Annotated in this window: 21 protein-coding genes; 10 read left to right on the top strand and 11 right to left on the bottom strand. The window is 43.0% G+C overall.

Features of this window, described 5'->3' with window-relative positions; genetic code table 11:
• Positions 1 to 43: 43 nt before the first annotated feature.
• Genes B7P33_RS05300 through panC form a run of 5 tightly spaced genes read right to left on the bottom strand, consistent with a single transcriptional unit; the run spans position 44 to position 4,588 of the window.
• Positions 44 to 1,186, bottom strand: coding sequence for an alpha/beta hydrolase (locus B7P33_RS05300; RefSeq protein WP_097440930.1), 1,143 nt, complete (start codon positions 1,184 to 1,186; stop codon positions 44 to 46).
• Between the two features lie 53 nt (positions 1,187 to 1,239).
• Positions 1,240 to 2,346, bottom strand: coding sequence for a serine hydrolase domain-containing protein (locus tag B7P33_RS05295; protein WP_097441239.1), 1,107 nt, complete (start codon positions 2,344 to 2,346; stop codon positions 1,240 to 1,242).
• A 60-nt stretch (positions 2,347 to 2,406) separates the two neighbouring features.
• Complete coding sequence (locus B7P33_RS05290; RefSeq protein ID WP_097440929.1) at positions 2,407 to 3,378, bottom strand: lysylphosphatidylglycerol synthase transmembrane domain-containing protein; 972 nt, start codon at positions 3,376 to 3,378, stop codon at positions 2,407 to 2,409.
• Positions 3,379 to 3,729 carry an aspartate 1-decarboxylase gene (panD, locus tag B7P33_RS05285; RefSeq protein ID WP_097440928.1) on the bottom strand — a complete coding sequence of 117 codons (351 nt, stop codon included), beginning with the start codon at positions 3,727 to 3,729 and terminating at the stop codon, positions 3,379 to 3,381.
• Positions 3,730 to 3,742: 13 nt separating this feature from the next.
• Positions 3,743 to 4,588 (bottom strand): pantoate--beta-alanine ligase, encoded by an 846-nt coding sequence (gene panC, locus B7P33_RS05280; RefSeq protein WP_097440927.1) that lies wholly within the window; start codon positions 4,586 to 4,588, stop codon positions 3,743 to 3,745.
• Positions 4,589 to 4,689: 101 nt separating this feature from the next.
• Between panC and B7P33_RS05275 the strand changes: the two genes are divergently transcribed.
• The 7 genes from B7P33_RS05275 to B7P33_RS05245 all read left to right on the top strand — a co-directional run bounded on the left by B7P33_RS05275 (position 4,690) and on the right by B7P33_RS05245 (position 15,120).
• Positions 4,690 to 5,499 carry a glycogen/starch synthase gene (locus B7P33_RS05275; RefSeq protein WP_097440926.1) on the top strand — a complete coding sequence of 270 codons (810 nt, stop codon included), beginning with the start codon at positions 4,690 to 4,692 and terminating at the stop codon, positions 5,497 to 5,499.
• A gap of 10 nt (positions 5,500 to 5,509) precedes the next feature.
• The gene (locus tag B7P33_RS05270) at positions 5,510 to 7,399 is read left to right on the top strand and encodes a DUF4270 domain-containing protein (protein ID WP_097440925.1); all 1,890 of its coding nucleotides are present in this window, start codon (positions 5,510 to 5,512) and stop codon (positions 7,397 to 7,399) included.
• A gap of 94 nt (positions 7,400 to 7,493) precedes the next feature.
• A complete protein-coding gene (gene glmS, locus B7P33_RS05265; RefSeq protein WP_097440924.1) occupies positions 7,494 to 9,341 on the top strand; it encodes a glutamine--fructose-6-phosphate transaminase (isomerizing) in 1,848 nt (615 codons plus the stop codon).
• Positions 9,342 to 9,522: 181 nt separating this feature from the next.
• On the top strand, positions 9,523 to 12,258 hold the full coding sequence (locus tag B7P33_RS05260; RefSeq protein WP_097440923.1) for a TonB-dependent receptor: 2,736 nt from the start codon (positions 9,523 to 9,525) through the stop codon (positions 12,256 to 12,258).
• 184 nt (positions 12,259 to 12,442) lie between these two features.
• The gene (atpD, locus tag B7P33_RS05255; RefSeq protein WP_097440922.1) at positions 12,443 to 13,951 is read left to right on the top strand and encodes a F0F1 ATP synthase subunit beta; all 1,509 of its coding nucleotides are present in this window, start codon (positions 12,443 to 12,445) and stop codon (positions 13,949 to 13,951) included.
• A 75-nt stretch (positions 13,952 to 14,026) separates the two neighbouring features.
• Positions 14,027 to 14,305, top strand: coding sequence for a F0F1 ATP synthase subunit epsilon (locus tag B7P33_RS05250; protein WP_097440921.1), 279 nt, complete (start codon positions 14,027 to 14,029; stop codon positions 14,303 to 14,305).
• 74 nt (positions 14,306 to 14,379) lie between these two features.
• The gene (locus tag B7P33_RS05245; protein ID WP_097440920.1) at positions 14,380 to 15,120 is read left to right on the top strand and encodes a PepSY domain-containing protein; all 741 of its coding nucleotides are present in this window, start codon (positions 14,380 to 14,382) and stop codon (positions 15,118 to 15,120) included.
• An 8-nt stretch (positions 15,121 to 15,128) separates the two neighbouring features.
• Here B7P33_RS05245 and B7P33_RS05240 read toward each other — a convergent pair whose 3' ends face one another.
• Positions 15,129 to 15,608, bottom strand: coding sequence for a hypothetical protein (locus B7P33_RS05240; RefSeq protein WP_097440919.1), 480 nt, complete (start codon positions 15,606 to 15,608; stop codon positions 15,129 to 15,131).
• Positions 15,609 to 16,013: 405 nt separating this feature from the next.
• Between B7P33_RS05240 and B7P33_RS05235 the strand changes: the two genes are divergently transcribed.
• The 3 genes from B7P33_RS05235 to B7P33_RS05225 all read left to right on the top strand — a co-directional run bounded on the left by B7P33_RS05235 (position 16,014) and on the right by B7P33_RS05225 (position 17,491).
• On the top strand, positions 16,014 to 16,448 hold the full coding sequence (locus tag B7P33_RS05235; protein WP_097441238.1) for a hypothetical protein: 435 nt from the start codon (positions 16,014 to 16,016) through the stop codon (positions 16,446 to 16,448).
• 4 nt (positions 16,449 to 16,452) lie between these two features.
• Positions 16,453 to 16,923, top strand: a complete 471-nt coding sequence (locus B7P33_RS05230) for a DinB family protein (RefSeq protein ID WP_097440918.1) — start codon at positions 16,453 to 16,455, stop codon at positions 16,921 to 16,923.
• Between the two features lie 145 nt (positions 16,924 to 17,068).
• Positions 17,069 to 17,491 (top strand): DoxX family protein, encoded by a 423-nt coding sequence (locus tag B7P33_RS05225; RefSeq protein WP_097440917.1) that lies wholly within the window; start codon positions 17,069 to 17,071, stop codon positions 17,489 to 17,491.
• Here B7P33_RS05225 and B7P33_RS05220 read toward each other — a convergent pair whose 3' ends face one another.
• The 5 genes from B7P33_RS05220 to mutY all read right to left on the bottom strand — a co-directional run bounded on the left by B7P33_RS05220 (position 17,492) and on the right by mutY (position 21,725).
• A complete protein-coding gene (locus B7P33_RS05220; RefSeq protein ID WP_097440916.1) occupies positions 17,492 to 18,058 on the bottom strand; it encodes a pseudouridine synthase in 567 nt (188 codons plus the stop codon). It lies immediately after the preceding gene.
• A gap of 223 nt (positions 18,059 to 18,281) precedes the next feature.
• Complete coding sequence (gldD, locus tag B7P33_RS05215; protein WP_097440915.1) at positions 18,282 to 18,848, bottom strand: gliding motility lipoprotein GldD; 567 nt, start codon at positions 18,846 to 18,848, stop codon at positions 18,282 to 18,284.
• Positions 18,841 to 20,166, bottom strand: coding sequence for a gliding motility-associated protein GldE (gene gldE / locus B7P33_RS05210; protein WP_097440914.1), 1,326 nt, complete (start codon positions 20,164 to 20,166; stop codon positions 18,841 to 18,843). Before gldE ends, gldD begins: the two co-directional genes overlap by 8 nt.
• A 20-nt stretch (positions 20,167 to 20,186) precedes the next feature.
• A complete protein-coding gene (locus tag B7P33_RS05205) occupies positions 20,187 to 20,645 on the bottom strand; it encodes a single-stranded DNA-binding protein (RefSeq protein WP_097440913.1) in 459 nt (152 codons plus the stop codon).
• Between the two features lie 36 nt (positions 20,646 to 20,681).
• Positions 20,682 to 21,725 (bottom strand): A/G-specific adenine glycosylase, encoded by a 1,044-nt coding sequence (mutY, locus tag B7P33_RS05200; RefSeq protein WP_097440912.1) that lies wholly within the window; start codon positions 21,723 to 21,725, stop codon positions 20,682 to 20,684.
• Positions 21,726 to 22,025 lie beyond the last annotated feature (300 nt).

Here is a 22,025-nt window from a genome sequence, read left to right as displayed (position 1 = left end):
TTCCGACACTTAGGATGTCAGTGTGTGCTAGGTTGGTCTTAAATTAATATCCGAAATCGGCTTTAATGGCGTCGATTTTATCCAAGGCCATGTCTTTGGTCAAAAAGTCGATTTCATCTAGGGCGAAGGCTTTTTCAAAGGTACGCATGGCCTTTTTGGGTTCGCCCATCAGTTCTAAGTATTCCCCTTCAAAATAATAGCCCATCATGGTCTCCGGGAACTGCTTTTTACAGAGGTCCGATAATGGTTTTAACGACTCTACATCCTCCTTCTTTTTACAAGCGGCATATACGGCCATGATGTCGTTGAGGTCTACGGGCTTTCTAAATCCGAACAGATCTTCGATCATTTGGTATTTGTTCTCCAAATATTGGTATACGGGCTCTTCGGAAGTAAGCATTTTTTCCTTGTATTCCTTTGGGGTAATAGGTTTGAAAATTTGGAAAATATTGTCAAAGGCCTTGCCGATTCCATATGAGGGTACGGCTATTTTATCTGTATTGGGGAATTCATCGAAAGTGTAATGGATGTTTTCCTTATCGATTTCTTTAATGTTCTTGTCCATTTCCAAAATGCGGTTCCTGTTTTTACTTTTTTCACCCTCCACCATTAAATGGTAGAAAATGGTTTTGTCAAAAGCGGCCAATCGTGAGGCTACGCGGGTTTCCATCTCCGGGGCCAATTCTGGAGAAATACTGATATAAGCATCGAATAAAGAGCGTTCTTTGAAAAGGTAGAAATTGCCGAAATTGGCAGTGATGCCGTAACCCACCATAATCTTAAAAGGAGCAATGCTGTATTTTGTGCCCAAAAAGGGCATTAATTCCATACCTACGAATTCGAAGAACTTTTTCCCTTTTTCCGAAGGGAGACCGTTGTCTTCTTCAAAGGCACAGTCTTCGTAGCGCAAATCGTCTTTTTCTTGATGGATTCCCACAATAATGGCCTCAGGCGCACCGTGAAAACGGCTATAGTACTTTGAAGTTGCCAAAACCTGATCGAACAAGCGGTCGGCATCTAAAACCATAATCAGGGGGTAGCGTTTGTCTTCGTCGTAACCTTCAGGGAAGTAGTAACTGACGTCGCGACGTTCTTGAAGTTTGAACGATTCAAAGATTTCTTGCTGTACCTGGGCCTGTGTTAGGGCACCTATAAAAAGGCAAAATAGGAATAGATGTTTTCGCATACCTGTAGTGTTATGGTTGTGCCGTGCATCTATGTAACGGATTCCCTTGGGCTTTATTTGATGATCGCACTTAATTTTTCCCAAAGATCATCGTGGAAATCGGTAGGCACTAAGGTGTCGTCTGGGGCCATGCCCATGCGTACCACCACAAGGCCTTTACTAGGCACTACATCTATAAACTGGCCATTTTTTCCCATGGCCGCATAGAGATCGGACGGGGCATTCGGACTTAATGGGCCAGGAAATGCAATAGAAAAACCTGGGATTCTAATGGTGTTTTGGCCATTAAGCCAGGTAAGGTATCCGTATGATGGGTTTAGGGATTGGGAGGGTTGGCTTAAGGCCTCCATGTAATCTGTGTCGGAAAGCACGGTTTTGTCGTCCCATTGGCCTTCGGCCTGCAACAAAAGGCCAAACCTTGCTGCTTCGCGTGCGGTACTCCAATATACATCGTGGTCGCCGGAAGACCTCCAATTACCATAAATACCAATAGTATTTCCAACGGTATTTTGAGTGTATTCGTTTAGACTGCCTTCGCTCACTTCTGCCAAAACATGGCCTAGTAAAGTGTAGGGTGCATTGTGATAGTACCATTGTGTGTCTGGGGCAGCTTTAAATTGTAAACAAGAAGGTTCAATACAATCTGGGTTCGCCACCTCGTAATCCAATCCGGTGGTCATGGTCAGTTGGTGCTTTATGGTTATTTTGACTTCATCGGCCTGTGGTAGGCTTGTCCAACCTGTTCCTAGGTAATCCGAAGTGGGGTTGTCTATGTTTAGTAGATTATCTTCCTGTGCGGTACCCACCATAAAGGCTATTAAAGTTTTGCCGGCCGAAGCCCAATACCACTGGCTTTCTCGGGAAAAGGGTTCAGAACCTATGATTTGGTTGCCCCAATAGTTTTCAAATACTATTCTTCCGTCTTTTAGAACGATAAAGGCCCGGGTGCCATTCGTTTCCAAAAACGAATACAAGGCATCGAGTTGTGTGGTGTCCCAATCTAAATTTTCGGGAGATTCGGTTTCCCACGAATTACCCGTTATGGGCGGAAAATACAGGGAGGTCTCATTTTCAGGGCCTGAAGTTTCTGGGTTATCGTCAGATTTGTTGCAGGCTATGAGGCAGGTAAAGCTTAGGCATAGGTAAATTAGTTGGCGCATGTTGTACAATTTGGGTTGCTGAACCTTAGATGGTTAGCAAGACAAAAGGTTTAATGTAGTTTACCCTTTAGTGTCTTTGTTGTATAACGGTAACAGGAAGAACGATATTGCCCCAAAAAGCACCACCATAAGGGTTTGCGAGATCCACATGATCCAGCCGAAGGCATCGCCCGAGACTTTTGAAATACCAAAGGCAACCAAAATAGCGCTTACCGCTACCGGAAAAATACCCAACCCTCCATTCGAAGCCGTCATGGCAAATGCCCCGGCCACAAAAGCAACGAGTATGGGTCCAAAACCAAGGGAAACGGTCTCGGGTACCGTGAATTTAATCACCCAGAACATGCCTACATAACAGGCCCAGATAAAAAAGGTATGGAAAAGGAACCAGCCTTTTTGTTTCATTTTAAAAACACTGAGTACCCCTTCGAGAAGACCAGTAATGAAGTTTTTGATTTTTAGGGCAAGGGCATGGTTTGAACGTTTTATGACCAAAACAAAAAATAAAAGCCCTGCAAGTCCGGCCAGCGCAAGTAAACCAATTTTCCAAGGGTCTATTTTTTTTTGCATCAAAATATCCATGATGCTCTCGGTCTGCAAGATCAAAGCCAAGCCGATAACTGACAAAAGCATGATAGGGTCAATGATCCGCTCGGTAACTATGGTACCAAAACCTTTTTCAAAAGGTACTTTTTCATAAGTATCCAAGCCGGTAGCCCTAAGGATCTCGCCAGCCCTAGGAATACCCAAATTGGCAAAGTAGGCCACAAATACTAGTAAGGTCCTATTTAGCAAAGATGGCCTATATCCTAAAGGCTCCAAGAGAAAATTCCATCGTATGGCACGCGACAAATGGCTTAAGAAGCCCAATAAAACTGAAATGCCAACCCAGAAAAGATCGGCATTGGTGATATAGGTAACGATTTGTTCCCGTTCTTCGGGGGTGGTTACGGCATAGGAATAGGCAATCAGTCCTAGGCCAAAACCAATAGGTAGAACGGTCTTAAGTATTTTCTTAAGTGATTTTGACACTTATTTGAGCAGATTGTTTTCTTCGTTCGGGAAAACCAATGCGGGCGAAAAGGTCTTAGCTTCCTCAAATTCCATACGGGCATAGGTAATCAAGATCAAAACATCGCCTACGGCTACTTTACGCGCGGCGGCTCCGTTCAGGGTAATTTCGCCACTGTTACGCGGACCCGGAATGGCATAGGTTTCCAGTCGTTCACCATTATTGTTGTTCACGATCTGTACCTTTTCGCCTTGAATAATGTTGGCGGCATCCATCAAGTCTTCATCAATGGTGATACTGCCTATATAATTTAGATCGGCCCCGGTAACTTTTACCCGGTGGATCTTAGATTTTACTACTTCGACTAACATGCTGCAAAATTAATCAATTCAATGCTATATTGTCTATCAAGCGTACGCCTTCAACATATACGGCTATAAAAATCCGATACTTTCTTTCGGGCTTGATATCCTCTACTTCAAGCAAGTTCTCTGTATCAACAATGGTGACATATTCCAAATCGAAACCTGCTTTTGGATCGAACTGGGACTTAACCCATTCCGTAATTGATAAGACATTTTTCGTGCCAAACTCCTTTTTGGCAGTTTGAAGGGTGTTGTAGATATGGGAGGCTTCTTGCCGCATTTCTTTAGAAAGCCTACTGTTTCTAGAGCTCATGGCCAACCCATTGGCTTCCCTGACAATTGGGCAGCCGATAATTTCAATGGGTAGTTCTTGCTGGCTTACCAGCTTTTTTATGATCTGTAATTGTTGAAAATCCTTCTCCCCGAAATAGGCTTTGTCCGGCATTACCAAACGAAGTAAATGCTCGACTATGGTACCCACCCCATCGAAATGCCCGTCGCGATGTGCCCCTTCCATAACTTGATCCAAACCGTCGAAATCATAGACTTTGGCTTCGGTCTTATCGGGGTACATCTCCGTAACGCTTGGCGCGAATATGACAATGTCTTCAGATACACCTCGTAATAGATTCTTGTCCGCTTCGAGTGTATTGGGGTATTTTTTAAGATCTTCTAGGTTATCGAATTGGGTAGGATTCACAAAAATGCTGACCACTACTTGGTCGTTTTCGGTCAAGGCTTTCTTTACAAGGGCCAAATGACCTTGGTGCAGTGCGCCCATGGTAGGTACCAAACCTATACTTTTAGAATCTCGAAGGGGATCCAAGAATATTTTTAGATCCTTTTGGGTTTCGATGGTATGCATTTTGTATCGATAAACGTGCAAACTTACTATAATTAAAGCTAATGTCTTTTATTTTTGTAATTTTGCAAGCTAGTTGGCGCTTTAAACAAAACTCACACTTTATGAACGGGAAAAAGATATTGTTCGTATCTTCTGAACTTGTACCCTATTTACCAGAAAACCCAGTATCCTTAATGTCTTACGAAACTCCGCGTATGGTTAACAGCAATGGTGGCCAAATACGGATTTTCATGCCCCGCTTCGGGAACATTAACGAAAGAAGGCACCAACTACACGAAGTAATTCGTTTATCTGGAATGAATTTGGTGATCAATGATATGGATATGCCCTTGATAATTAAGGTAGCATCTATTCCTAGGGAGCGCATTCAGGTATACTTTATAGATAATGAGGAGTACTTTAAGCGTAAAGCAACTTTTACCGATGAGGAAGGGACGCTTTTCCCGGATAATGACGAAAGGGCGATTTTCTTTGCCAAAGGTGTTGTAGAGACCGTGAAGAAACTGAATTGGTCTCCTGATATTATCCATGTACACGGATGGATGGCTTCTTTGCTACCCTTGTATCTTAGAAAGTATTATGCCGATGAGCCTATCTTTCAAGACAGTAAGATTGTTACCTCGGTTTACGGTCAAGGTTTCGATGGCACCCTAGATACAGGAATGATGGATAAGGTGTTGTTCGATGGTGTTGATAAAGAAGCAGTTGCTCCGCTTTCAGAGCCCAGCTATAATAATTTGTTAAAAGTAGCCGTAGATTTTTCCGATGCGGTTATTTTAGCCTCCGAGAACCTCCCCGAGGAATTGAGCAGCCATATTGCTGGTCTTGAAAAACCTGTTTTAGACTACGTTCCTGTACAGGGTTTTGAAGAAGCATATGGTAAGTTCTACACCGAGGAAGTGTTAAACTGATAGATAGTTAATGGAGTTTATTAAGATCAATGGGCTAAAGTTAGCCTGTGCCCTGGCTGTGGTTACCCTATTTGTTTCCTGTGATGATGAAATCATAACCCCGGGCGATGGTGTAATCGGCGAAAATCCTTTTGTTACCGGGCAGGCAGAGTACGATGTTTTTGCCTTTAACCGCAATATGAAAGCTGTACATGCCAATCAGTTACCTTTGTACCAATTAGGGCAGTTTAAAGATGGTATTTTCGGTAATACTAAGGGTGAGGTAAACTCCCAGCTACGTTTGTCAGTGGCAAATCCGACTTTTGGCGATTATTCTCAGTCGGTAGAAGATAGTGCCGATTCTGACGATAATAATAGTACCATACCGGAGAACGAAACCGTAAAAGAGGTTTATTTTTATATACCTTATGTTATTGCGCCCGTTACCCAAAGGGATTTGGATAATGATGGGGTAGATAACGAATTCGATGCAGACCCCAATGATCCTAACAGTGATTCGGATGCTGGAGCTAATGGTTCTTCCGATGGGTTAACCGATTTAGAGGAAAGAAGTAGGGGTACCGATCCCTTGAACCAAGATACCGACGGGGATGGAATTCTAGATGGAGAAGACACCGATACTCCCAGTGGTTCTTTTGCGAAACAGGTGCAGATAGATAGTATTTATGGTGATAGGTCAAAACCGTTTAACTTAAGAATACGTAGGAGCACTTATTTTTTAAGGGATTTAGATCCTAGTACCGATTTTTTGGAAGCCCAGGAGTATTTTTCCAATCAACAGTTCGATCCTAATTTCGTTGGTGAAACCCTTTTCAATGGCGAAGTGCTTATTGATGATAAGGAAATACTTTTCTTCAAAGAAGACGACCCTGAGACGGAGGATGTTGATGAATCTACCGAAGTCGATACCCGACTAAATCCGGGTATACGGGTTAAACTCGACAGCCAATTCTTCCAAGACAATATTTTAGACAAAGAAGGGGAGTCTGTATTATTGAGTCAATCGAATTTCACCGAATTTATCAGGGGATTACATTTCGAAGTTACCCAAGCCGATGAAAATCTTATGATGTTATTGGATTTTAGTGCGGCCAATATTACCATGACCTATGAATACGACGATTGGGTGGCCAATACAGATACGGAAGACACGGGTGATGGCAGTATTGAAAAGAAAGAGCGTGAGTTTAGTTTTCGCTTAATAACAACGGGCCAAAATGGAGCCTTTTCCGGTAATGCGGTAAACACCTTTATTCAAGGCGATTATCCAGGAGAAATCCAAAGTAGCTTGGACAATAACATGAATGCCGAAAAGATTTATTTAAAAGGTGGATCGGGCATTTTTTCTGAGATTAGCCTTTTCGATGAAATGGGGGGTACGGAGCAAATTAGTCAAATACAAGAAAGGAACTGGATAATCAACGAAGCTAAACTTGAGCTTTATGTTGATCGGGCAGCCTTAGATGCCGATATGGATCACGTTGAGCCACCACGTTTGTTTTTATACAATTTGGAAACGGGTAATGCCTTGTTTAATGGGGCCAATGAGATAAGTGATAGTAATACGCCATTGGGGGCTTTTAAGAATTTCGGGGGGCTGCTCGAAGAAGAAAATGATAAAGGGGTAAAATATACCTTTAAAATAACCGACCACATCAATAATCTGGTGGTTCGTGATTCTGCCAATGCCAAGTTGGCGCTAATGGTTACCGCAGATATGCGGGTGGCACTGCGTTCAAAAGTGGTTTTAACCGATTCGGAGGGTGCCATGGAACAAAAAGACTTGCACCGTATGAATAATGTTACCCCGCTTGGTACGGTACTTTTTGGCAGCAATGTGGCCCAAGAAAATCTAGATAAAAAACTAAAATTGGTAATAACCTATACTGAAGTAGATTGATTTAACGTTAAGGTGCTGCCGTTTATCATAAATAATTCGTTGTTTAGGGTGTAAAACGGTATGTTTACCGAAAATTAACGTCAATAATCATTCTATGTGTGGAATCGTAGGGTATTTAGGTCATAGGGAGGCCTATCCCATTATCATTAAAGGATTGCAACGTTTAGAGTACCGCGGTTATGACAGTGCTGGAGTGGCCTTGTATCACGATGGACAAATTCAGCTGAGTAAGACCAAAGGGAAAGTAGACGACCTTCAAAAAAAATCAAAAGCAGAAATTTCGACCCAGGGTACATTGGGTATTGGGCATACACGATGGGCTACCCATGGGGTACCCAATGATGTGAATTCGCACCCGCATTATTCAAATTCAGGAAATCTTGTCATTATCCATAATGGAATCATAGAGAATTATGAGGCCATTAAACAAGAGCTTAAAAACCGAGGCTATGTTTTCCATTCCGATACCGATACCGAAGTGTTGGTCAATTTGATTGAAGAGGTCAAAAAACAGGAAGATGTAAAATTGGGTAAGGCTGTTCAGATTGCCTTAAATCAAGTCGTAGGTGCCTATGCCATAGCTGTATTCGATAAAGAAAAGCCAGATGAGGTGGTTGTCGCCAAACTGGGTAGCCCGTTGGCCATTGGGATAGGGGAGGATGAGTATTTTATCGCTTCCGATGCTTCCCCCTTTATAGAGTTCACTAAAAATGCCGTGTATCTCGAAGACGAGGAAATGGCTATCATCCGTAGGGGTAAAGAGATTAAATTACGCAAAATCAAAGGGGATCATATTGCTTATCCGAATATCCAAGAGTTGCAGTTAAACCTCGAGGAAATCGAAAAGGGGGGCTATGATCATTTCATGCTCAAAGAGATCTATGAGCAACCCAAAGCGATACAAGATACGTATAGAGGTAGGTTATTGGCCGATGAGGGTCTGATAAAAATGGCGGGAATCGATCAAAACCTCGAACGTTTCCTTAATGCCGATCGAATCATTATTGTGGCCTGTGGTACCTCTTGGCATGCTGGTTTGGTTGCCGAGTACATTTTCGAAGATCTTACCCGTATACCGGTAGAGGTAGAGTATGCCTCAGAATTCCGTTACAGGAACCCGGTAATCACCGAGAAAGATGTGCTCATAGCTATTTCACAATCCGGGGAAACTGCCGATACTTTGGCCGCGATAAAACTGGCCAAAGAAAAAGGGGCCTTCGTGTTTGGGGTGTGTAATGTAGTAGGTTCGTCTATTGCAAGAGAGACCCATGCTGGTGCCTATACCCATGCCGGACCCGAAATCGGAGTGGCTTCAACCAAAGCCTTTACCACTCAAATTACGGTACTGACCTTAATGGCGCTTAAGTTGGCCCAAGAAAAAGGGACGATTAATAAAACCCAACTCCACGAATTTTTAGTTGAGATGGAAGCTATACCTAAGAAGGTTGAGAAATCCTTAGAGTATAATGCCTTGGTTGAGCAAATATCCGACGTGTATAAAGATTCATCTAATTGTCTTTATTTAGGTAGGGGGTATAATTTTCCTGTTGCATTAGAGGGGGCGCTGAAACTTAAAGAGATTAGTTATATCCATGCAGAAGGGTATCCGGCTGCCGAGATGAAACATGGTCCCATTGCCCTTATCGATGAACAAATGCCTGTTATCGTAATCGCAACCAGAAAGGGCCATTATGAAAAGGTGGTGAGTAACATTCAAGAGATTAAATCGCGTAAAGCAAGAATTATCGCCATAGTGACCGAAGGGGACGAGGTGGTGAAGAACTTGGCTGATCATGTGATCGAGGTGCCTGAGGTTATGGAGGCGCTTACACCATTGTTAACGACTATACCATTACAGTTACTATCGTACCATATTGCCGTAATGCGTGGTTGTAATGTAGATCAACCTCGAAATCTGGCTAAATCGGTTACCGTGGAGTAACATAAAAAGCATTCGAATTTTCAAAAACCGCGCTATTACTGGCGCGGTTTTTTGTTTCTCTGTGGAAACATCATTTTTAAAACCTTTTTTTAACGAAAACTTATTATGCGTGCATTGTTTTTTTCATATTAGTAGAAAAGGTGTATCTTGTCTGGTGAAACTAATTTAACTACTAACGATAATGAGAGCATTGTTATGCATGGCATTACTGTTGTTTGGCACGTTTGCATATGCCCAAACAACGGTAAAAGGAACGGTCGTTGACCAGAATAATGAGCCTATCCCCGGGGCTAATGTGGTAATCGTGGGAAAATCGGTTGGTGCTGTAACCGATTTCGATGGTAACTTTACTTTAAGTACCAGTGAAACCCCGCCTTTTACCTTAAGGGGTTCTAGTATTGGTTATTCCGAGGCAACGGTAGAGGTGACTTCGAACAACCAGAACCTAACCATTAGCTTGAATGAAGAACAGACACTTTTAGATGAAATCGTTATCTCGGCCTCTAGGACCCCGGAACGTATTTTCGAATCTCCGGTTTCTGTTGAGCGTTTTGGACTAAAAGAGATAGAAAATACTACTTCGGCCTCTTTCTATGACGGGCTACAGAACCTTAAAGGTGTAGATATAAATACGAATAGTTTAACTTTTCAATCGATTAATACCAGGGGGTTTGCAACTTTCTCCAATAACAGGTTTGTACAGTTGGTAGACGGTATGGACAATACTTCGCCTGCACTTAACTTTGTGCTGGGTAACTTAGTCGGTATGAGTGAGTTGGATGTTCAAAGCGTTGAGATTTTACCGGGTGCCTCTTCGGCATTGTATGGAGCGAATGCCTTTAATGGTATCTTGTTCATGACCAGTAAAAACCCTTTCGATTTCCAAGGAATTAGTGCTTACGTTAAAACAGGACTTACTTCGCAAGAAGCCGCTGGTGATAATGCTTTTTATGATGTTGGCATACGTGCGGCCAAAGCCTTTAACGACTACGTAGCGGTAAAAGCTAGTTTCTCATATTTAGATGGTACCGATTGGTGGGCCGTACGTGAAGATGATTTAAACAACCCGGGGTGGACCCGCGAAAATCCGGCCTATAACGGGCTTAATGTTTATGGTGATGAAGTTGCGGCTACCATTAATTTTGACGACGCTGCCGGATTCCCTTCAGGTACTTTGGGTACCCATACTGTTTCGCGTACCGGGTATCGCGAGCGTGAACTTTCCGATTATAAAGCCCAAAGTGTAAAGTTTGATGGAGCCTTACATGTTAGGCCTTTTGCCGATGATTTTGAGGTGATCTTAAATTCTAGGATTGGTCGTGGTTCAACTATTTACCAAGGGACCAACCGTTACTACCTTCAAGATTTTACCTTGCAACAGCATAAATTAGAGATCAAGAACAATAATTTCTTTGTTAGGGGTTATGTAACGCTTGAGAATTCTGGAAAATCACACGATTTAGTATTTACGGGTATTAACATTAACCGTAAGTGGAAGGCTGATCAGCAATGGTTTGCCGATTATATCGCCGGATTTGCCGGGGCTAAATTGGGTGTAGGTACCGGTATACCGGCCTCAGATGACGATGCTCATGCCGCAGGTAGGGCGAATGCCGATAACGGACGTTTAGTGCCTGGCACAGCGGAATTTGATGCTGCCAAAGCTGCCGTTACCTCCGATGGTAACCTTTCTACGGGTTCTAAATTTATAGACGAGACCAAAATGCGCCATGTAGATGCGAACTATAACTTTAGCCATTTGACCGGTGATTTTGCCGATATTCAAGTAGGTGGGTCTTTCCGTGAGTATGTATTGAATTCCAACGGTACCATCTTTACCGATGAAGACGGACCTATTCCTTATTCCGAATTTGGTTTGTATACCCAGATTCAAAAGAAATTGATGGACGACCGTTTAAAATTAACGGGTTCGGTACGCTACGATAAAAATAAATTGTTCGATGGCTTTTTCTCGCCAAGGGCTTCAATTACCTATACTGCTGGTGAGCGTAGAAACCACAATTTCCGTGGGTCTTTCCAAACCGGTTTCCGTAACCCCACTACCCAAGATCTTTATATTGGTCTAGATGCCGGTCGTGCCCTTTTGGTGGGTTCTGCACCCGATAACCTAGACCGTTTTTCGCAAGAAGTGGCTTGGAACTCCGATCCTTCTATGTCTACGGTCGTAACGGGTCGTGATGCCTATGAAAACTCCTTTAGCTTGGCTTCCGTTCAGGCCGGGGCTCCAGAGGCTTCTAATGTTCAATTGGTTAAACCAGAACAGATTACTGCCTTTGAATTGGGGTATAGGGGTCAGTTAGGAAAATTCATAGTAGATGTTAGTGGTTACTATAACGACTATACCGATTTTATGTCGGGTAGAAATGTTGTGGCCCCACTTTATGGTGAAGTAGGAGATAACTCTTTGTCACTTTTGGCTTTGCAGCGTGGCGATATCCAAGTATTCCAAGCGTATACCAATTCTGAGGCCGATATTTCTTCTTATGGTGCCAACATTGGAGTAGATACCAAGGTTTTCGGAAACTTTGATTTCGGAATCAACTATACCTTCTCTGAATTTGATTTTGATCGTAGTACCGATCCCGATTTCATGCCTAGTTTCAATACCCCAAGACATAAGGTTAAAGTATCTTTCGGAAATACCGAGTTATTCGAAAACTTCGGATTCGGTCTTAATTACCGTTGGTCAGATACCTATTACTGGGAGGCTACCTTTGGTAGTGACTGGGTGCCTTCCTTCAACGTAGTAGATATGCAGATCAACTACAAGGTGCCTAGTATCAAGTCTACCTTTAAAGTGGGTGGTTCCAATATTTTGGCCGATGAATATTACAGTGCCATTGGTACGGGTAACGTAGGTGCCCAATACTATGTTTCTTGGATAATCAACAACTAATTCGAGTTATACAATCCATTCTAAAAAGGCGCCATTCCGGCGCCTTTTTTCGTGGGTAAAAAAACAAGGGGTACAAGTTTCTATTTAAGAAGGAATAACATATCTTTGCAGCCGGAAAAAGAAAGGCTCTGTTACAGGGCTTTATGAAGAACAAGTACAAGAGTATTCAATAAAAATTCAAGTAATGTCTAAGGTTACAGGTAAAATTTCCCAGATTATCGGCCCGGTTATCGATGTGGAGTTCCAATCCGGATCAACCCTTCCAAAAATTTATGATTCTTTGGAAGTTGTACGTCCCGATGGTTCCAAAGTTATTTTGGAGGTACAATCACATATCGGTGAAAATACCGTAAGATCTATCTCTATGGACTCTACCGATGGTCTAAGTAGGGGTGTTGATGTAGTTGCCACTGGTGCCGCTATCCAAATGCCTATCGGAGACGATGTATATGGCCGTCTTTTCAATGTTATTGGAGATGCCATCGACGGAATGGGTGATTTGCCTAAAGAAGGAGACAATGGTTTGCCTATCCACAGAGAGGCACCAAAATTTGAAGATCTTTCAACTTCGACCGAGGTACTTTTTACAGGTATCAAGGTAATCGACCTTATCGAGCCTTATGCCAAAGGTGGTAAGATCGGTCTTTTCGGTGGTGCCGGTGTAGGTAAAACCGTATTGATCCAGGAGTTGATCAACAATATCGCCAAAGGACACGGTGGACTTTCAGTTTTTGCCGGTGTAGGAGAGCGTACCCGTGAAGGAAACGATTTGCTTCGCGAAATGTTGGAATCTGGTATTATCAAATACGGTGACGACTTTATCCACTCTATGGAAGAAGGCGGATGGGACCTTACCAAAGTTGATAAGGAAGCCATGAAAGAGTCTAAAGCTACTTTCGTATTCGGACAGATGAACGAACCTCCTGGGGCCCGTGCCCGTGTGGCCCTTTCTGGGTTGACTATCGCTGAGTATTTCCGTGATGGTGCCGGAGACGGACAAGGAAAAGACGTACTTTTCTTCGTAGATAACATTTTCCGTTTTACCCAAGCAGGTTCAGAGGTGTCGGCACTTTTAGGTCGTATGCCTTCTGCGGTAGGTTACCAGCCCACCTTGGCCACTGAAATGGGTGCTATGCAAGAGCGTATTACCTCTACCAAAAAAGGTTCTATTACCTCGGTACAGGCGGTATACGTACCTGCGGATGACCTTACCGATCCCGCTCCTGCAACTACCTTTGCCCACTTAGATGCTACAACCGTACTTTCTCGTAAGATTGCCGAGCTTGGTATTTACCCAGCGGTAGATCCTTTAGATTCTACCTCAAGGATCCTTACCGCCGATATCTTGGGTAACGATCATTACGATTGTGCCCAGCGTGTAAAAGAGTTGTTGCAACGTTATAAAGAACTTCAAGACATTATCGCCATCTTGGGTATGGAAGAATTGTCCGAGGAAGATAAATTGGCCGTAGGTAGGGCGCGTCGTGTACAGCGTTTCCTTTCGCAGCCTTTCCACGTAGCTGAGCAGTTTACCGGTATCCCAGGGGTATTGGTAGATATCAAGGAAACTATTAAAGGGTTTAACATGATTATGGACGGTGAATTGGATCACTTGCCGGAATCAGCCTTCAACCTTAAAGGTACCATTGAGGAAGCTATCGAAGCCGGTGAGAAAATGTTGGCCGAGGCCTAATTAAGTTAGGAGTTAAGAATGTAGGGTTCAGAGTTCTTCTCTTCACTCATAACTCATCACTCATAACTAAAAAATATGTATTTAGAAATCGTATCTCCAGAGGCTACTTTGTTCAGCGGCAACGTTGAGGCGGTAACCGTACCAGGTGTAAACGGAGAGTTTCAAATGTTGGAAAATCACGCCCCCGTGGTTTCCATTTTGCAGCAGGGAACCGTTAAGATCAAAGGTAACCTTACTATAGATGAGGCCTATGCCGAGCGTTTTACCAAAGCCGGTAATGGCGATACTCTTTTGGCCATCAATAGCGGTACCTTAGAGATGAACGATAATAAAATAATCGTTTTAGCAGATTAAATGTCTGGTATTTCGAAATAATAGAAGCCAATCCGAAAGGGTTGGCTTTTTTTGTGCAATTATTTGGCTTTAAAATGAAGAAAAGAGTGTGGGTGAAAAGAACCCGTAAATGGCACCGCTATCTGGGTTTTGTATTGGGGATCCAATTTTTATTGTGGACTATTGGGGGGCTGTATTTTAGTTGGACGAATATCGAAACTATCCGGGGTTCCGATCTGCGTAATCCGGAGGCTGTGGTCGCCATAAAAGACAGTATGTTATCACCATCGATTGTGGCTGAAAGTATAGGGGTCGATAGTGTTCGTTCTATAGAATTGCGTTCCGTACTTGGAGAACCGTTTTACGAGCTTTCTTTTAGTGAAAAGGGTATTGAGTCCGTAGCATTGGTTCATGCGCTTACAGGCCAAAAGAGGAAGCCCTTGAGTAAATCTGAGGCAGAGCAAATGGCCATGCGTAGCCTGAATGTAAAAGCGCCTATTTTAAAAACCGAATTGATCCAGGAATCGGGCAAACATCATGAATACCGCAATAAACCTTTGCCCGCCTTTGCCGTATCCTTTGGGGCTCCTGCACAGACTACAATTTATATCTCACAGAACGATGCTCGGGTGCGCAACTTCCGGAACGATCAATGGCGTGCTTTCGATTTTCTTTGGATGCTGCATACCATGGACTATGCCGGTCGCGACGATTTTAACAATTTCGTCTTACGCCTGTTTTCCATTTTTGGGCTAATTACCTTGGGTAGTGGGTTTTTGTTATATGGCCTAACCTCTAAACAGTTGCAAAAGAAGCCCAGGGGTAAGAAGAAATAGTTTTCTAATTACTCATTTATAGGTTCGTGTTTTTTTAGTTGTTGATTACCACTCAAAATCACTTTGGATTGGATCAATAAAAACAAGGCCATCATCAGGAGAAAAAAATTGGGAATCACTTGCTCTGGTAGGTTTTTAAGGGCAAGATCACTCCCTACATTCACTGCATAAAGAATGCTGGCTGAAAAATTTAGAAGTGCGAAAACAACAATCGCTTTCCCGGTTGATTTGAATCGAAGACCGTTCTTGAGATTAAAGAACGATTTTTCATCAAATTTGTTCACGGTTCTACTGAATAGAAAAAAATGGTAGATTAAATAAATGGCTAGGCCTATTTTAAACAAATGAAAGGCTATTTCAGTAATATCAAATACCGCGATCCCGGAAAATGTATCGAGTAAAACCTTAATGGTTTTGTAAATCTTGATAAGGCCACTGACAATATAAAGCCAGATGATAATGTAGAGTATGGTGGTTAGGTTTTTCATAGTGTTGGTATTTGTTCCCAACAATATAAAACTAAATAATGGGATAAAAGTTCTAGACCGAATCCGTTCAATTGTCTTTAACTTCTACTCAAAGGCATCCGAAATTTGATGGCTTCAGACAAAAGTGTTAAGTACAAATAAAAAAGACTGCTGAAAATAAGTCGTTTACATTTTCGTCGTAACCCAACTTAACCGATTCCGAAAAATTTATCTTTAAAGGCTTATTCAGATGTTTTACAAAAAACGAAATCATAAATAACTGCGAATCAAAAGTCTATTTTCTATATTCTAGAAGTGAAGCGGTCTTTTATCTAGCTTTTTAACTTCTACTGAAAATATTAAGGCCTAGGCAATAGAATTAACCATGACCTACGTATTTTTGTGATGCTTCAAAATCTTAAGAATATGGGTAAATTTTCAACTGTAATGCTTGCCTTGTTGGCCGTTTTGGTAATGGCTTGTAAAGGGGAAGAAAAAAAAGAAGAGGTATTGGCCAAAGGTCAGGCCGAAATGGAATTGGTAATGGCCATTCACGACGAGGTGATGCCCAAAATGTCTACCATAGGTAAATTGGTAGAAAGCCTAAAGCCATTGGCCGCCGATACCACAGCTACGGGGCAACCCTATCAAAAGGCTATGGTAGATCTTCAAGATGCCCATACGGCCATGATGGATTGGATGAAAAATTTTGGTGCCCGTTTCGATTCCGATGAGATTTTGAACGGTAAGGCCCTCAGTGAGGAAAAAATGGGCTGGATCGCCGAAGAGGAAACCAAGGTAAAGGCCCTTAAGGAACAAATCAATTCAAGTATAGCCAATGCGGAAGCATTGATAAAGTAACCATATGGCATCTATTTTTGATCTAACTATAAAATCGCGCCAGTTCCTTTTGACCTTGGTCGAAGGAGTAGCGCACGAAGACTTGTTTAAAATCCCGTCGGGGTTTAACAATAATATTTGGTGGAATTTAGCCCATTTGGTAGCTACCGAACAGCTGCTGTGTTACAAACTGGGGGGTGAGGCCATGCTATTGGAAGATGATTTTATCAATGCTTTCCGAAAAGATACCAAACCCGATGGTACCCAAGTGAGCCCGGAAGAGGTGGCCCAGGTAAAAAAATGGCTGATCGAGACCATTGCCCAGACCGAGACCGATCACAAAGCTGGAAAGTTTAAGAACTACAACGCCTATACCACTAGTGCCGGGGTAACCCTTTCGAATATAGATGAGGCCTTGGCCTATAGTTTTTACCACGATGGTATACATACCGGAAGTATTTTGGCGCTGAAAAGGGCCTTGGGCTTGGTGGGTTAGCCTTTAGGTTTTGGATTTGCCGATAACCTTCGCCTAATGGAAATCAGGTTGTTTGATTAGGCTTTTTAGAGGTGTGTTGCTTTGTTTTGTTTTTCTATGTCGTTTAAAATGAGTATTTTATATAGAAATTTTAAATGGCTGGCAAATGGAGACAATTAAACATCTGAACAAATGGGCCAATGCCCATACCTATTATTCCCTCGACCTTTTCCGTATAGGTCTAGGTGCTTTTCTCTTTTATAAAGGATTCGATTTCGTGACCCATAGCGAGGTTTTGGTCGAATTGATGCGTCCCTTCCAAGGTTGGGTGGGCGATATGTTCATTATGCATTATGTGGCCCCTGCGCATTTTATAGGAGGGATACTCATTGCCTTTGGACTCTTGACCCGTTGGGCCATTTTGGCGCAATTACCCATATTGATAGGCGCCATCGGCATCAATTTTATGGGGGAGATGAATAGTACCAATCTCATACTGGCCACCATGACCTTATTGATCTGTTTGTTCTTTTTGGTCTATGGCTCAGGTAAACATTCTGCGGATTACTACCTAAAAATGGAAAGCTGATCAAGGCAGTAGTTTCGAAACTTCAATGACTTGACCGGGTTGCATATCCGCTAGGTTTAGTATACCTATACTATGGCGTACCAACCGTAGTGTGGGGTGACCGACGGCAGCCGTCATTTTACGTATTTGCCTGAACTTTCCTTCGGTCAGTGTTATGTTGATCCAGCTACTTGGTCCGTGTCGGTCTGAGCGTACTGGTTTTGATCTTGGGGGTAGTATCGGAGGGGTGTCCAGTTTTTCAACCCTACATTTTTGTGTGGTATAGTATTGCCCATGAATATTGATTTCTATGCCATTTCGAAGTTTCTCGATAGCCGCCGTTTGTATGTTCCCATCTACTTGTACCCAATATTGTTTTGGGAAGCTGCCCTGTCGAATACGTTCGCTTTCCATACCATCGGTGCTGAGCAATAAAAGCCCTTCCGAGGCTTCGTCCAAGCGACCAATGGCCATGGTACCCTCGGCAAAGTCAAATAATTCGCCTAGTAGCTTTTTACGCCGCTTTTGCGGGCCCCGCTTAAACTGACTTAAGTAGCCGAAAGGTTTGTATAGTAAATAGTGGGGCATACGTTCAGTTTATTGATGAGGAAAAAAGACTCATGAAATTTAAAGAAAACTTGATAGAATTTCTCAGTGTAGCTCTGCGTTTTCTCTGCGGGCCTCTGTGTTACTTTAGCATTTTGTATTGTTTCACAAAGATTCACGGAGTAGCACTGAGTTTCACAGAGGATTCACCATGTGTAAAAAGCCAAAGTGGTATTCGCCTGAAGTACCAGAACCCGATGGGAATTTATTGTGGTGTGTTCCAACGCAAAGTCTCCATAATATGTCGGATATCGCGCTGTAGATAATGTGCGGCCGGCAAAATGGAGTCGTAATTCGGTTTTACCTTAAAATAGGCCGAGCCGGTCACAAAATGGTTGATGCTATCGGTGACATAGAACTGGGTCTGCGAAGCGGCATTTCCGGTCACGGTAAAGAACACTCCGTACACCTTGTCTTCCGGGTTTTCGAATACTTGGGGTACAATATTATCGGCCTTGGCCGCATGTTCGTACGACAGCTTGTCGGCATCGATCATTAATTGTTTCAGATTGTCTTCCACGGGCTTGTAGGTCAGGAAAATACTGCCCTTCATGCTAGGGTATTCCAAGGTCAGGTTACAGCCTTTGTCTTTTTTTACTTGGGCCAGGCCATTGTATTCGAAGGTGTACGGACAGGCGTCTTCGTAAGAGGCTACTTTAGGATTTGGATATTCCAATCGCAATACCCCTTTGGGCTTGGGTAAGGTGGCTTCCTCTTTGCAGGAGATGACAAGGGCGGTTAGCAAAATGAATACGAAGAAGCTTCTATGCATTGGGTAAGGTAATTTTGATTTGTTTTAAGCGTTTTCTGTCCAGACTCTCGACTACGAACTGATAATTTTGAAAAAGCACTTTTTCCCCGCGTTTAGGAAAGTTTCCTGCAATTTCGAGTACAAAACCTGCAATGGTTTCCGATTCGCCTTTGTTATCTTCGAAAATAGTGTCGTCTTCGAGGGCAATGACCCGGTAGAAATCCTTTAGATTGGTTTTTCCGTCAAAGACATAATTGTGTTCGTCTATTTTGGAATAAATCAGGTCTTCGTCGTCGAACTCATCCGAAATATCGCCTACGATTTCCTCAATAATATCTTCCAAGGTCACAATACCCGAAGTACCACCATACTCATCGACCACTACGGACAAATGGATTTTTTTCTCTTGGAATTCCGCCAAAAGGTCGTCGAGTTTTTTATTCTCGGGCACAAAATAAGGTTCCCGTATCAAAGAGAGCCAGTCGTAATTTTTCTTGTCCAAAAAGGGGAGTAGATCTTTTACATAAAGCACTCCTGTTATGGTATCTATATTTTCAGAGAACACCGGAATACGGGAGTATCCGTGTTTTTTGATCTCGTTGATAACCTCTGGGAATTGGGCCTCACTATTCAGGGCAAAAATGTCGATTCGTGGCCGCATTACCTGCTTGGTGTCGGTCTGGCCAAAGGAAACGATGCCTTCGAGAATCTTTTGCTCCTCTACCGTGGTGTCGCCTTCGGAGGTGAGCTCCAAGGCTTGGGAAAGGGTACCTACGTTCAAACTGGATCGTTGCTTGCCCAAGCGGTTGTAAAAATAGCCCGAAAACTTGGCCATAGGGGTGTTCAATGGGTAAAATATAGTCTGAAGCACGCGCAGCGGCAGCGCCATAAAACGGGAAAAACTGATCCGATTACGGTTGGCGTATATTTTTGGTAAAATTTCCCCGAACAATAGGATCAGAAAAGTGGCCAGTACGATTTCCAGTAAAAAACGGACCGATACAAAGCCGAACCAAATTTGATCGACTTTAGGGAAAAGACTGTCCCCCAGACTAGATAACAGAAGCACTACCCCAATATTCAGGGCATTATTGGCAATCAGGATCGTGGCTAATAATTTTCTAGGTTTTTCCAAAAGTTTCAAGACCCACTTATCGCGTACAGTCCCGTTTTCCTCCATTTCTTTTTGGTCCGTGCTCGAAATACCAAAAAAAGCCACTTCGGCACCAGATACCATGGCCGAGCATAACAAGAGTAGGGCCAAGACGATAATCTTAGTGGTAAAAAAACCGTCTAAGGCAAATGCTAAGGCCGATAAGGGATAAGGGTCGGGGTCCAAAATTCAACAGGGGTTCAAAACTAGAAGGGTAGGTCGTCTTCTTCCGATTGGGCCGGGGCAGCGGGGGCGCTCGGTGCGGGCTGACTCGGCTGAACATTCGGTTGCGAGGTTTGTTGGGTCGGTTGTGCCATTTGTCCGTCTTTTTTATCGGACAAAAAGGTAAACTCCAGCACGTGCACCTCGGTGGTATAGCGGGTGTTGCCATCCTCGCCTTGCCATTGGCGGTTTTTTAGACGGCCTTCCACATATATTTTATCACCTTTCGAGAGATATTTTTCACAAATCTCGGCGGCTTTATTCCGAACTACGATATTGTGCCATTCGGTATTGGTAACCCGTTCGCCGGTCTGCCGACTGGTATAGGTCTCATTGGTTGCCAAAGGAAAACGGCCAATGCAGCCACCTCCTTCGAAATAGTGCATTTTTACCTCGTCACCCAAGTGACCGATCAACATAACCTTGTTCAGTGTACCGCTCATTTCCTTTTGCTTTTTAATAAGGTAATATCAAAAATACTAAATTTTGAACGCTTTTATAAAATCGGTCAATAGTACGGGCATCGGATATTTATCCAAGTCCTGCCAAGCGATGGGGTCGGTAATTGGCTTTTCAATTTCCAAGATCCAAAAAGTGGCGTATAAATGCTGATGGGATAATTTGTGGATCTTCGGTTTGTCGTTGAACCTGGATAGGTTTACAAATTTATCCGTGACATGTGTATTCAGATAGGTCTCCACTTCATGCGTGTCAATTGCGGCATCACTTTCCCATAAGGGGAATTCATAGAGGTTCTGCCAGATACCTGGGCCTTCACGCTTTTGGATCTGGGTATTATTATCGGGGTCTAGCTTAACCAAATAATTAAAAAATCGCATTCGGGCTGGTTTGGCTTTATGTTTTACCGGAAGCTGGTCTGTTTTGCCGTGTTTTATGGCCAGACAAGAAGTGTTCAACGGACAATTGTTGCAATCGGGCGATTTTGGGGTGCATTGCAAGGCGCCAAATTCCATTATGGCTTGATTGTGTTTGCCCGGCTGGTCTTTGTCGAGTAGATCAAGCGCCAATTGCTTAAAATACTTTTGACCGGGGGTACTGTTTATGGCCAGGTCAATATTGAAATAGCGTGCCAATACCCTAAACACGTTCCCGTCCAACACGGCCTGGGGTTCTTGGGCGCAAAACGAGGAAACGGCAGAGGCGGTATAATCGCCAACGCCTTTTAATTTTTTCAGGTTCTGGTAATCGGTTGGGAAAACCCCATCGAATTCGGACAGAACCATTTTTGCCGCCGCGTGCAGGTTTCTGGCCCGTGAATAATAGCCCAAGCCCTGCCAAAGCACCAAAACCTCTTGTTCTTGTGCATTGGCCAAATCGGATACTGTGGGGAAGCTGTCTATAAATTTTTGGTAATAGGGTAGGCCCTGAACCACCCGGGTCTGTTGCAATATGATTTCCGATAGCCAGATTTTATAGGGGTCGTTGGTATTTCGCCAAGGTAGGTCGCGCTTATTTTTATCGTACCAAGATTGTATTTGGGTAGAAAATGGTGTGGGTCGCATATCCCAAAAATAGGGGTAGTGGTTAAATATTTGGCATAAAACGTCGTTTCTTAAAAAATGGTAACTAATCAGTGACCCCTATTTTCGCTTCAAAACCGATGACATTGATTAGTTACAAAAAAATGCTTTTGGTCGAAACGGAGTACTTTTCACTTGATTCTTCCCTTTTTTCAATCAAAAACGGAAGGTTTTAATTCGAAAATGGTGAAAATGAAAAATTGTAATGGCAATTCCGTCAATCATCAAACCCAACTTGGTTTATATCCTTAAAAATGAACCGTTTTAAATCAAAAGATTCAA

This window comes from Sediminicola luteus (assembly GCF_002514735.1).
In the GTDB taxonomy this organism is placed as follows: domain Bacteria; phylum Bacteroidota; class Bacteroidia; order Flavobacteriales; family Flavobacteriaceae; genus HQA918.
This window is presented reverse-complemented; position numbering and strand designations above follow the sequence as displayed.